The organism is Deltaproteobacteria bacterium (assembly GCA_026129095.1).
Lineage (GTDB): Bacteria > JAGRBM01 > JAGRBM01 > JAGRBM01 > JAHCIT01 > JAHCIT01.
In genome coordinates, this window is record JAHCIT010000002.1 from 75,590 (window position 1) to 89,451 (window position 13,862).

General features: G+C 63.8%; 1 protein-coding gene. It reads right to left on the minus strand.

Annotated elements, in window-relative coordinates; genetic code table 11:
• Window positions 1–260: 260 nt before the first annotated feature.
• A complete protein-coding gene (locus KIT79_02890) occupies window positions 261–13,784 on the minus strand; it encodes a hypothetical protein (protein ID MCW5828241.1) in 13,524 nt (4,507 codons plus the stop codon).
• Window positions 13,785–13,862: the final 78 nt, after the last annotated feature.

A 13,862-nucleotide genomic window follows, 5' to 3' on the forward strand; every position in this document is an offset into this window, starting at 1 on the left:
TCCCTCTCCCCTGATTGGGAGAGATCCGCCTGATCCGCATCACATCGGCTTTCGTTCCGGAGACGAGAGGCTTTACGCCCGCGTCCCCGCGGTGTGCCGACAGTCACCTTTCTATTGGTGGTCCTAAAATGGCAGGTCACCATTCATTCCGGCAAGTTAACGGTTGTAAATCCCTTGTTCATATTCCTCTACATCTTCACCTTGGGTGCTCGCGTCAAAATTCGGTATCACAAAAACTGCTGCGTCCATCATGCACTGCGTTAAAAATTGGTATTCAGCAACAGTTCGCCAAGGCCCTCCAGCAGGAGCAGCAGATCGCCCGATACCGGCCCCCCTGCCGACAGCACCCGCTGGGTGTACTGGTCGATTTCCCTGTTTTCCGCCGAAAAACGGCGCACCGAATAGGTCCGCGGGAGCTGGTTGTTTACTGACCGTCCAAGGTGCCCGGAGGCGATCAGGTCCGCGAAACCATCCAGCGTGGCGGCATTCAGCCCCTGGATATTGCCCATCGTGACCACGCCATCGGCCGCCGTAAACCCGATCCGGAACCGGCGGTCCGGATAGCCGCCGCCAGCCGCCAGCGGAGCGCCGGTGACATTCGTGCAATGCACGAGCGGGTCCGATCCGGCCGCACCCGGCGGCGGCGAGCAGTCGTAAACAATGTTGTCATTCAGGTTGACGAGCTTCCCGGCAACAATGGCGTAGTTCTGCTCGGACTCCTGGAGGTTCCCCACCAGGCCGAAATCATCGAAAACCGAGTAGCGGGCGGGCGTGAGGGCGCTGCGCCCGGTGCCCTGCAGCCCCGTATCGGAAACCTGTCCGTTCCGGTTGATGTCGTCGCTCAGGATGGGATCGAGCCGGTCCTCGGCGGCGTCCGGGATCAGGTATTTGATGTCGGAGAACAGGGCATCAATGATCGCGACCCCCTTCGTGTATTCGATGAACTCGAAACCGTCGCGGTCCACGATTGGCCGGGACGAATCAGCGACCACCCGAGCCAGGAACGGCAGCCCCAGTTCCAGGTTGGTATCGGCAGGACCGGCGATGAGGGGCCGGAGCCGCTCGAACAGCTGCTGATGCAGCGCATAGTCGAGCATCCGCTCGCTCTGGCTGGTCACAGTGGGCTGGTCGTCGTCGTCGAAGATGGCGTCGTAGCTGCCCGCCACGCAGCCCACCCGGCCCGCCTGGAACACCCCGCGCTGGGTGCCGAGCGACGCGCCGGCCGGATCGGCCTGGTCCGCACGGTCACAATCGGTGGGGTCTTCGAGCCACAGGGCCACAAGATCGGCGCCGGTGTCATTCGGCGAGCGGTTGTTGCCCGGCTGGTAGGCTTCGCGATTCACGGCGAGCACCGGGGCGATGATATCCAGATTGCGGTCATGCCCGGCCGTGGCGATGTCGTGATCCTCGGTAATGTACCGGACCAGCGTGAGCGCCCTTGCCAGCGTGTTGTCCCGGGGAGTCGGCCCCACACCGAGCAGATGCGCGGCAATCCGCTCGGTCGAGACCACGCGGCTCCGCCGCTTGCCGACCCCGGCGTGCCATTCATCCAGCGCGAGCTTGGCCGTCCTCGCCAGCACCTGGACAGCCCCTTCGCTCACGTCCGGTGCATCAGTGGCCCCGTAGGTGACGGCGCTCTGGCCGGTGGGAACCGTGGCGGTGGTCTCGGTGCCGTCCGGATACGAAGCGGGCGGCCAGATGGAACCGGTTTCGTCGCCATTGACGGAGGCCGACACCCGGCGGCTCACGGCAGCGAGCACATCCGAATTGAATCGCGGGTTGTTGTTGTCCACCACGAGCGATTCCAGGTCGCGCACCCGGTTCACCAGGGTGCTGTCGAACTGCGGCACCGAGTCAAAGGTTTCAGCGGCAATCTGGATACCGGGCAGCAGCCGCTGCGGGAACCCGCCATCAATGAGCAGCGCCGTCAGCTCGAAAAGCACGGCCGGATCGTCGGTAAACCTGAACAGTGACGAGGCGGGGTTATTGTTCGCCCGCGGGATACCATCCTGTCCATTGCGGGTTCCAAGCACCCGGAGCAGGCCTTCAGCCGCCAGCAGGGCGAAATCGGTGCCGTCGTTGACGGCGTTGCCCTCGAACGGCCGCGTCCAGTCGGTCTGCGAGAAGTCGCAATCCGGCCCCTGGTTGCAGGGATAGGAGTCCCGTCCGTCCTGGACGAGGCCCGGTACCGGATCGTTGGCCGAAAGCGTCGACAGGCCCTGGATCTGAAGCAGGTTGCCGATGGCCTGACGGGCATTTTCATCATTGAGCAGCGCCTGAACGGGCGTCTCCCCCACGAAATCGAACGCCTCGCCGCCCAGCAGGAGCTTGGTGGCAAAGGCCGGCTGGCCGCTTTCGTCCTGCGTGATGGAAAGGTAGAGAAGCTGCTCGATCCGGTCCATGGCGGAGTAGCAGTTCTGCTCGTCGGCCACGGTAAAGCCCGGCGTATTCAGGCCGGCACAGGCCCCGGCGGCGAGATCGACCTGGTTCAAACCTGCACCCAGATCGGCCATCGACCGGAGCATCAGGTCCAGAAGGCCGTCGCGCCAGGTGTTCGGGAACAGTACCGGCCGGTTGACGACAACCGTGTCGCCCGCCCCCGGCGGCACGGCAAACGGCGCCGTCGTGAACGTCCGTGTCGCCGCGGCATAGCCGGTAATTGGCTGCACCTCGTTGCCGAACCGCATCGTGCCGCCGGTATAGGCGCCATCGTTCAGGGCCGAGAAGTTCCGGTCGCCGGCAAACGAGCCCGGGCCGCCTGACGATTCCACCGTTCCCCGGACCTCGAGCGCGATGGGTGAGAATGCCCCGAGCGTCATCCCCAGTCCCGCGCCGAACCCGAGCGCCGGTGACGGCCCCACCCGGTCACCGGCGAGACAGCCATTGAACGGCTCCCTGAGCTGGCGGATCCGGAAGGAACATTCGTCCGTGGGCAGGTTCGTCTGGTCGCACCGGGCAGCCATGAAAGCGGTCAGGCCCACAAGGTCATTGAACTCGACTTCGCCCGACCGTGGCAGCGGACGCCCCACAATGCCGGCGCAGGATTCAAGGTATCCGCCCGGTTCGTCGGCATGACGTATCACCACGCAAAGGGAAGCGCCCGGCCCCACGCCGAGATCACGCAGGTCGGCGTTGGGGCCCGTGATCAGGAACCCGTCACCCGGAGCCGGAGCTGCTCCAAACACCGGGCTCACATTGATCGTGGGAGCGCTGAAACCCGAGATCACGCTCGTCTGGCCGGCAAGAACGCCCGTCGTAAATGTGACCAGCGACCCTGTCAGGTCGCCCGACAGGCCGGTTCCGTCGAACTGCCCGGCCAGCGGCGCTCCCGCAACGGTCGAGGCAAACGTGGACGCCCAGTTACCGGCGAACGCCCGGCCAGTACCGGTCAGCCGGAGCCGGTCGCCAGCAGCCGCCACACCCGCATTCACCGGCGAGCGCGGCTGGATACCCGGTGCACTCTCGTCGGAATCTTCCAGAACGAGAGGGTTGGAATCGAGCGCGCCGCCCCGGTTTCCGCGTCCATCCAGACCGGCGGCCTCGGCCGGGCAGAGACCGCTTTCCGCGCCGCTCTGCGGATCCAGCAATGAAAGGATCAGGTCTTCCTGCGCGTACAGCAGCTCGCCGCCGCGGATGTCCTTCAACTGGTGCAGGATGCTCTCTTCCGGCTCGACGATGCCGCACCCGCGGACCGCCCTGAGAATATCGACCAGCTGGTCCGTTGCGCCGGTGGCCGACAACGCCTGGGCGAGCGGGATCAGGTCGCCCAGCAGTCCATCTGGCAGCGGGTCGCCGTCGTTATCCGGATCGGCAAACACCCGTGCGGCGGCGGCTCCCTTGGCGATATCCTCAGGCGTCAGCGCAGTAGTCGAACCATTGATCGGTTCGATATCGTCGCTGATCCGGGAGACAAGCAGCACGATGTAATCGATCGCCTCGCGCTTCGACATCCGGGCAATTGTCTTGAGGGCCTCGCGGAGCAGCGACTGCTCGAACCGCAGGATGCCGGTAACGCCGGAACCTACCTGGAACGGCCCGTCGAACTGGAACGCGATGTCGTTCAGGCGCCGGAGATTCGAGAGCAGGCGTTCCTGGGCAAACGGGAACGGATAGCCCTTGTTCTTCGGGCATCCCGCATCCACATCCGTGCAGTAGGCGAAAATGCTCATCAGACGGTCGTTCTCGTCGAAGCCGAACCGGGCCATCACGTTGAGGGCTTCCGGCAACTGGTCGAGGGTCCGGCGGCTCACGGCGAGGCCATCGCCACCGTTCGCGCCACGGTTGCCTTCCACCGGATCCGGGAACGGATCGGCCGGGTAAGAGAGCAGCTGGAGCGGATTCGCGGGATAGTCGTCGATATCGTCCGGAAGGGAGGGCTCATCCACATCCGGATCGTCAAAAAGGGCATCCAGAATGATGCGGACCTGCGACCGGTTGATGTTCCCCGGTACCGGATCCGATGTCGTGACGTGATCGTGAATCGATTTTTCGCGGGGATCGATGGTGACCGGTCCAAGCATCGGCGCAAGACGGGTCAGGATCAGTTCTATCGGCGCATCCCCGTTGAAGTAGCTTTCATTGCAGGCATTGGTGTGCACGACTCCATGAACAGGATCCAGATTGTTGTCCAGCAGCGGATCGTTCAGTTCCAGCCGCACGCCAATATGGCGGAACAGCGCATTCAGGGCCCCGGCGGCGGCGTCCATCGCGGTCTGGTCACCGGCATCGATTCTTTCGTTGCGGTTGGCATCCAGCCGCATGGCTGAAACCTGCGTCAGGACCCGGATAAGGGGAGGCGTGCTGACATATGGATTGGCCTGTTCGGGCACCGTAAAGGGATACGTGTATACGCAGTCGTTACCCGCACAAGCCGCCGCCCGGCCGAGATCCCGGCCGCCATTGTCGGCGAATGCGGTCAGGTCGCTCACTCCGGTTCCGGGATCAAGCAGGTCCGCCAGCGCCAGCAGCAGATCTTCCAGGCGGTCATCGCGGAGAATAAGGGAGAGCGGCCCCATCAGCTTCTCGCCGGGGCTGCGTTCGGGAAATGTGCCCGGAGCGAAGCCGATGCCGCGGGCATTGTCATCCGGATCGTCGGCGATCTGCCAGAGGACCGGTATCAGCGCCGGCACTGCGCTGAACAACACGGCCTCCGGCGTTCCGTCGCGGGGCGTGTAATCGTATGTCGCGGCGAAATTCATCGGCTGGGAGAGGAACCATCCACTGCGAAGCAGCAGGTTCAGCCGGGTGTTCTGCCGGCGGGAGCCGGATACCAGCGGCCCGTCCCCCGCAGCCCAGGGATTCGGCGAACGGGTCAGCACCGGTTCGGCGAGCATTCCCCCCGTTGACGGCGCATTATCCAGGAGATCCCGGGCGAGGAACAGCAGGGCCTGGGCACGGGTCGTCCCTTCGGGGACCATCGGGTTAATGGCCTCGCGGTCATAATCCCCAAGCATGAACCGGGCGAGTTCCAGCGCCTGCGGGACGAACTCCACGCCGTTGTCCTGGTTCTCGTCGTCAGACAGCTGATACAAGAGGTCATTCAGCGCCTGGAACGAGGCACTGTCGGCGAATGCCTCCCGGTGAGCCGGATTTTCCGGATCGTTCGGACAGGTAATACCCTCGTCGCAGATAACCGACAGGTCGCCAGCGGCAACGAGGAACTGCTCCTCAGCCAGATGCAGAACTGCCTGGAGAAGATCGTTTTCGCCGCCTGTCAGCACACCATCCGAGATTGACGACGCACCGAGCGCATCGCGTCCATCCTTGTTGGCGTAGGAAAGCAGATCAGCCAGTTCCAGTACCGGGACAAACGCCCGCGCAGGAGGCGGTGTAATGGCAAACGCACAACCCGCACCGCCACAGGCCGAAGCCGCCGCGCAGTCCACGTTGAAGGGTGCATTTCCATCCGGCCAGATGAACGTGTCGGGATCGATAATTCCCGGCGGGACCGGAGGGTATGGCGCGCAGGAGGTTTCGAGGGTCTGACTGTCAATGACCTCCAGAACCGCCCGCGAGGTGCCTGTGCAGGCGCCTGAAAGTACCGTCACCCGGTCACCCGGCTGGACATTGGATTCCGAACCCACAATGGGCGACGGCTGGAATCCGTCCGGAACCGATGTCGTGAGGGTGCAGTGGTCGGCAGCACTGATCACCAGATCGGTTCCTGAAATCCGGTTGTCTGTCCGCCGGGGATCCAGCGGGTTCACCGTATCCATCCGGATGCGGAACGAATCCTGAAAGTCGAGCAGTTCGCCGAGCAGCGGGAAGACGCGGGATATCTCGCCGGGGGTAATACGGTAGCCGCCGGTAACTTCCCTGGTTGCCAGCAGTTCGGACAGGAACCGGGACACCCGGGAGGGATCGCCCTCGACCACCGGGCCGCCAGCACCGAAGTTGGCGCGGCTGTATGTCTGCTGAAGATCAGGGGTGTTCAGCGTCGTCAGCAGGTCATCGCCTGCCCCGTAATCCAGAAGAATCCGGACAACATCCAGTATCCCGGCAACAATCGATTCAGACGGCCGGTTCGGGTCCGGTCCCCGCAAAAGGTCCGAGACAAAGAGCGCGAATTTCGTCCGGGCGGGATTGAGTGCGAAGACGAGCGGATTGGATTGCGGCGTATCGTTGGGCCGTCCGAGCAGTTCCGCCAGATGCAGGTTCTGGTTGTACAGGACTCCGGAAACCGCGAGCTGATCCAGAAGCATTGTGTTCAGTTCAGTCGGATCGGACAAAAGCAGGGATAGCACCGGATTCTGGTTGATCAGGCCCAGCGCGCCCTGGGTTATCCGGCCTTCTGGCGTCTGGACAATGGTGAAATCCACTGCAAGCTGCGAATGGAGCCCCACCCGGTCATGGGCCGAGGCTGACAGGCGGTATGTGACCGGCTCGCCGGCATCGCACTGTCCGGAACCGTCGCCGGCGTTATCGTTGCAGGCGAAATCGCATCGGACCGGGATTGCCGGCTGGATGGCACCACTGCCGTCGAGGTATGCCGCCTGGATCAGGCCGATGTTGGTCGTGGAGCGGACACGGAACTGATCCAGCCCCGGCAACGACGCATTGCAGAGATAGGCCGCACCCGGAGCGTCGTCTGCGTCGTCCAGATTGGCCGATCGGTCGGCCCCAGCCACAACCGTATCGAAGGGGGCGGTGTCGTTACCGTAATAAACGACAAACTGCTCTCGTGCGGGCTCGTCCGGCGGAACCGGCCCACCCTCTCCGCTTTCATCAAGCCGCTGGAATGCAACGGTCGTCGCGGGAACCGTCGGCAGGCCGCCCACCAGTCCGCCAAAGAACATGGACTGGTCGGTAAACAGGACTGCTGGTGAGGCATGGAAGGTTTCGAATCCGGAAAGCACCCCATTCACCACGATTGCCGGCGGGCGGGTATCGCGGAGAACGGAGTAGGCCCGCTGGGTGTTGACACCATCATCGTCAACAACGGTGAAATGGTATGTATTGAGCCCTTCCTGGGGTACCGGCAGCGGCTCCGACTGCCAGCGATATCCGAGAATCGCCGTCATCCCCGCCGCGTCAGCCGGAAGCACCCTGTCGAGCGCGACGTTCGTGCCGGTACAGATGGCTGGATCGGCAAGATCCGGCGGCACAGGCGGCGGGACCGGGAAGGTGTCGCAGGATACCACCCGGAACAGCCCGACGTTGGCCGCCTGGCTGGGACTCAGGCTGGATAGCGTAACAGCATCGCCCACCCGGAGATCCGTTTCGGGAACAGGCAGCGGATCAAGATGAATGATATTGCTGCCATTTCCGCCGGAGGGGCTCACCAGGAACGCATCTCCACTGCCCACCTGCACACCCAGGATACGCACCTGCGAGATATCACCGTTGATGGAGATCGCCGGCGGCAGCGCCTTGCGGGTGATCGCCCTGCCCTCGAAGGTCACGGTCGCCGCCCCCACCAGCCGCCGCTCAAGGGCCAGGTCCGCCGCAGTGATCACGGCGCCGGAAGGAATCGCGCCGAAGTTACTGGTCTGGCCTGCGTTATTGTATTCGCCCGCATCACCGAAACGGGGGCCGCGGGCTCCGGCCGCCGCATATGCGTTGCCGCGCAGGTTCACCGGCGAGTTCGGATTGTTCGAGAACTCATCGTCCCCGCACCGGATATCACGCGGGCCGTACGGCACCACGGCCGGTACCGGAGCGCCGCTGGCGTCCAGCGGACGGTTGTCCACGAAGCAGTCAATGGTGAAATAGGGCGGAAGCGGCTGCGGCGTCTGCACGAACAGGGTCACCTGCGCGGGATTTCCCGCCAGGTCAACAGCCCGGATGACGAGCCGGCTCTCGCCCGGCGGCAGGTTGAAACTCATGGAGAAAGCGCCTGTGCCCGGCAGTCCCAGCCCGGTGGGGCCCATGAAAATATCCACCGGAACCCCGTCAATGGTGACATCCATATCGCGGATGCCGACGCCCAGGGGACCATCATCGGCAAAGCCCCGCAACTCGAATCCCTGCTGGTTCAGCGACAGGTGGCCGATGCCATTCACGTCCAGCGCCACCGGAATTCCGCCTCCCGGCAGGTTGCAGGGGTTCTGCGAGTTGAGAGGTGCGCCGCTCGTCGGCACGCACAGTCCGTATATCGCCGGCGGCCTGGGGTCATAGTGAATCAGGGATCGCTGGTTTTCAGGCAGGTTCTGGAGATGAAGCCGTGATTCGGCCCGGACATACAGGGTATTCAGGCCTTCGGTCAGTTCGATCGCATTCAGAACGAACGATCCGTCGGGGAACTGGAACGCCTGCTTGCCGCCTACCGTGATACCGGTGGTGTTCACATCGCCGGAAAACACGTCGGCAACCACGAAGGCGGCCGGGTCCGAAACAAAGCCGGACATTGACGTTGAGGGATAGGTGGTGACCAGCTTGCGCGCTGGTCCGGGAAACGAATTGGCCAGCACCGCAAACGAGACATTACTCTGCGGCTGGATGGCGCTTCCGTCGGAGGTTCGTATCTGAAGCACTCCCGGCGAACCGATGGACGCCTCGGCAGTCACCACGAACATCTTGCCGTCGTTGGCGCCGGGCGCGCCCTGGTACTCGCCGGTCACGATCAGGTCGTTGGCACTGACGCGAACATCCTCGAAACCGCCGAACCCGGCCGGCTCCACGTCCACGGCGAAACGCAGGGACGCTGAAGCGAGCGTGCCGGTCGAGGCCCCTGCCCAGTTCGGAACGATGATACCGTCGCTCCCGTCGAACCAGACCGGATTGCGGAGACGGACAAACGGCCTCGTGGTCACCAGCGGAATACCAACACCATCCACATCGAATGCGCCGGCCAGGTTGTTCCGGAATGCAAGATACGAGATATCGATGATTTTCAGCGGGTCGACGGCACCCAGGAAATGGTAGACACTGAACTGGTTCCAGTTCCGGTCGAGCAGCGCCGGAACCGTTCCGTGAACAACGTAACTGTTGTCGCCCGGCGTAGGGAGCAGAAGATTGCGTTCGACGAGGGCGACCCGCGCTCCCGGCGGCGGTACCGATGCGACCGTGATGGTGCTGGCTCCGTTGAAACCTGTCAGCACAACCGCCGTCCCGGCCCCGATGCCGTCGAAAACATACAGGAACGAGGGATTGGCCGGCCTCGTTGCTGTCGTATGAACGAGTGAAGCGTAAGTCGGCTCCAGGAACGTGACATCCATAGTTCCGGGGACAATACCGGGACGGAAATTTCCGGCCGCACCGACCGTGCCGATCGCAATGATCCGGCCTGCATGATCCACATCGTCGCCAATGGTGCCGGAGACAAACAGCCCGGTCCCGAGCACTCCATCACGAATCACACCATCGTCGAGATCAATATCCACGAGCGACTGGGTGGATGGCAGGCGGGTCACGGTGACGTTGGCCAGTACGGCCCGCCCGTTCTGGTCAAGGGCGACGGCCTGGATGACATTTTCGCCGATATCGACCGGCAGCTCACGCAGAACGAACCGGCCCGTCTTGTCGACCTGGACGGCCCGGCCATTCACCACGACTTTCAGGGTTTCCGTATTGCGGAGCAAACGCCCCGTGACATCCACCACTGCTCCGGCAGTCACGTAGCCATCTGGCGGCGAGACGATTTCGATTCCTGTCCGGCTGGGGGAGAGCACCCGGAAGTTCCGGCGCAGCCCCGATTCGGTACGGCGTGGGTCCAGGAACAGCGGCACCGGCTGGGCGGTCGGGACCATCACGCCGCTACCCGCGGAACCGGCAGGAAGGGCGGACCGGAACAGCCGCGAAGCCTGAGTATGCGCCCGCACAGCCGCGACGAGCTCCGCCGCGGTCGTCACCACTTCCCCTGTCGCATCGGTTGCCAGGCTCACGGTAAGCTGGTTCACCAGCTGATTGACACCGAGCGGCGATGACGGCACGGCAGGAGCCATCAGGAACACAGACAGCGGCAGGCCCGACACGCCTTCAGCGACGGACGAGAAGTCCACCGCGGCATTGGCAGACCGAAGCACCAGCGTATCGCCATTGGCAGGGGCGGCCGGAAGCGGAGGATGAACCGTGAGAATCTGGGCCGCGCCGTCATAGTCCACCACGACGCGTGTCTGCCCGCTATTCGCTCCCGTACTGAATGTGACCCGTGCATCCACGTAGAAGTCATCAATCGCCGAAACCGGTCCCGTCACCGAGAACGCCGCCGCGGTTGGCGCGACTGTGCTGTTCACCGACAGTCCACCAATTTCGATCACATCACCAACCCGTGCCGAGGCGAACCGTTCCGTGCCGGTGCCTGAACTGCCGTGACCGCCGGTGACATTCACGTTGACCGGCTCAGCGCCCGGCTGGGACAGGCGGGCAACGGCGAGAGCGCCCTGGGTTGCACGCGAATGGCATCCCGCCGACCCGGGACAAATGAATGCATTGGCTCCGTCCACGAGCGGCTGCGGCCCAATGGCCAGCACCGCGCCAAGGCCGCTGTTCGACGAGCCCACGCCGGCATGGGTATCCGGAGCCGTGAGCGTTGCCACAACCAGCGCGGATGCCGCAGCCGACCTGTTCACTGCCCGTACGATATCGCGGGCCGTCGAGGTAATGACGCTGGCACCGTTGGTTACCGGTGCCACCGAGATATCCGAGCCCGTGACCGTGACCTGAATGGACGGATTCGACGGGCCAGGGTTTGTGATCGCAAAGGTGATGGGCGACGCGGGTAATCCCGGCTGGCGGGCGACAAGCGTCAGCTTGTTCCCTGCACCAGGGCCACCACCCGGATCCACATCCAGCCGGACCGGAAGCGCTGGAGCAAGCTGGCTGATCTCGCCCGCTGCATTGGTCACCAGATCGCTGACGACGAAACCCAGGTTCCGGTCGATCCGGAGCTCAAAGGCCGGAAAGTCGATCACTGCCGTTCCCTTCGGCGGCCGGACGCCATCCATCAGGAACGAATTGGAGACGTAGTCGATATCCCGTATCTGGCCCGTGACCGGAGCATCGAACAGGAACGAGGCGACCGTTACCTGATCCCCCCGGCGGACCGGATATCCGTCACGGGGGTTTGACAGGTCCACTCCATACACCGTGATACGGCCGGATGTGTCGATGACCAGCCTCGAAGCGGCGTCGGTCACGGAAAGCGGACATCTTCCGGCCGCCGCAGCAGCGCAGATGACACCTTCGGTTATGAATCCGAGCGGTGCGGCCAGCCGCACAGCAGTCTGGCCGGCCGAGCAGATCGTCGAGGGACTTGCTTCCACGGCCATCACGCGGCGGCGCTCGGCCAGAACATCATCACCCACGCAGTAAGGATCGGCCGGGGCGGGATGGACCGGAAGCAGCGAGGCTCGAACCAGCACCGAAGCCTGTGCATGGAAGCTGATCGCCTGAACCACGTCCCGGACCGTGGACACGATACTCCCCGCCGCGTTCGAGCCGAGCGTCACCGAAACGAGCGTTCCGAACACGGAAACCGTCAGCGGGATATTCGCGCCCGGGGGGTCCAGGATTTCCAGCGACAGTGTGTTTCCGACTGCGCCCGGCTGCATGGCGGTCACGAGAAGTCCGTTATCGGGACCGGGAAGATCCACCTCCAGCCGGGCGGACCGGCCCGGTGCTCCGCCGCTGAGGCTGGCCGCCGTGAGAGCAGCAGCCAGCCCGTCGCCGGTGTTCCGGCCGGTGTTGCAGGACGGATCGCCAAGGATGGTGATCAGGTTCTCGCGGAGCGTCTCCGTGGCGCGGAGTTCAGGGTACACTCCTTCCCGGGTACCGGGGAGGCAAATCGTGTCGGCAAATTCGGGATACGGCGCCAGAAACCGGGATGCGCCCGCCGGAGCTGATACGGGCCGGCCATCCGGAGACACTTCATAAAGGCGGGCTTCAAAACCCGGGAGCGGCGGCGCCGGAAGATTCAGGTTTCGCGGCACGTTGACCGGCGTAAACGGCTGGCTCTCCCCGCTGATGAGCCGCACCGGCACCGGCGGAGACAGTCGCCCCAGGCTCAGTTCCGGGAGCACGAATTCGGACACCTTGAACGTGTGACCTTCCCCCGGCGTCAGGACGGCCAGAGAAACATCCGCGTGGAATGAATCGGGGAGTTTCAGCCGGACCATCGGCTGCGTCACATTGCCCGCCGGATCCTGGATTCGGATCGAAACCGAGTTGGTGCCGGAGCTATACGGGACAGGCCGGCCAAATCTGTCGTTGAACGGCGGGATGGAGAAGCTGCCGTCAGTGTCGACGAAGAAGCTCTGATCCGGAAGCCCCGTATCCACGTAGGTAGCCCGCACCACCGAGCCGGGCGTGGTAAAGCCCTTGATCTCTTCCAGGGGATTACCGACCGGAGCGTCGAAAGCCCCATCGAAAAAGTTCCGTGTGGCTGCCGGCGAAACCAGCCCGAATACCGGCTTCTTCGTGAGCACCTCGAAGTTCAGGATCGAGCGCGTCACGTTGCCGGCCCGGTCGGTGAACAGGATATCCAGCGAATGCACACCCTCGGTAAAGGAAAAGTTGGGCATGCTGAACAGCTGGCCGCGGTTCAGGAACCGGACGTTGGCTCCGGTTTCCGGATCGATGTAGGCGATCGTGTTGAACGGCTCGTCCGACGTTCCGAACACGTTCACGATCGGAGTGTTCAGGATCTTGTCATGAACCGTGCTGAAGTAGGTGATGACCGGAGACCGGGTGTCGAAGACAAACTCCACCTCGGCGGCAGTCGTAAATCCCTCGCTGTTTGAGGCCTCCAGCGTGACCGTGTTCGTCCCCTCGTTGAACGGGACATCGGGGAAACTGAACCGGCCGATCTCGTCAGCCACAGCCGTCCGGATCACCGAACTGTTGCTCACGCGCAACGTCACCTCCAGGCCTGGCTCCGTGAAACCCTCGACCGGAAGCTTCCCGTCGTCCGGAGCCGAACCGGACCGGTCGTTGACGCGGTTGCTGGTTTCCAGGGAGAACGCGACGCCCTGACGATCAACCGGTATTCCGGTCAGGCGGTAGAAGCCGCTGTCCTCGCGGGAACGCACGCTCCGCTCCCCTCCGGCGAAAGCGATCCGGACGTCCACATCCCCCAGTGTGTTGCCGCTCATGTTGACGAGTGTCGAAGCGCGGACCTGCACCGCGCGGTCTTCGGGAAAATCAAACCGGAACGGGCTGGTGAGCGTGAGGGGCACAACGGTCGTCGGAGCCAGAGAGGCGGACCCGATCTCGGTCGCCGTGCAGGAGAGCATGGCCGTCGCGAGGCACAACACCGCCGTCCGCAGGAAAATGCGGAAGCCACCGGTTCCGCCTGTGCGGACCGGACAGACGCGCCCCCGGCGAGCGTGTGTCTTAATGCGAATCACGTCGCTGTTTCGTTCGTTCCAGGCCCGCACGGCCGTCCGGAAAACCACTTCAGCCCGGCAAACAGGGCGGGAAACGGA